Here is a 312-nt window from a genome sequence, read left to right as displayed (position 1 = left end):
TGACCCTAGCTCCGGGATCAGTTGAGCGATCGCCTGTTCGAGGTCGGTGGCCTGATTCTGTTGAATCACCTCGGTTGTGGTTCCAGAGGCCACAATGTTGCCCTGGCTCAGGACGGTGACGGTGCCAGCGGTTGCCTCTACCTCCTTGAGATGATGGGAGGCAATCAGCACGCAGCGCCCCTCGTCCGCCCAGCCTTGAATCAGCGAGCGTAGCCACATCACGCCTTGGATATCGAGGCCGTTGAGTGGCTCATCCAAGATGATGTTGCGTGGATTGCCGACTAGCACGCTTGCGATGCCAAGACGTTGACG

General features: G+C 59.0%; 1 protein-coding gene. It reads right to left on the bottom strand.

From position 1 onward, the window contains the following. On the bottom strand, positions 1 to 288 hold a 288-nt coding region (locus CYJ76_RS11915; RefSeq protein ID WP_462345207.1), incomplete at its 3' end, for an ATP-binding cassette domain-containing protein. Positions 289 to 312 lie beyond the last annotated feature (24 nt).

This window comes from Kytococcus schroeteri (genome assembly GCF_002847825.1).
GTDB classification, from domain to species: domain Bacteria; phylum Actinomycetota; class Actinomycetes; order Actinomycetales; family Dermatophilaceae; genus Kytococcus; species Kytococcus schroeteri.
Note: the sequence above shows the minus strand (reverse complement) of the source record. Positions and strands in the feature narration are given on the sequence as shown.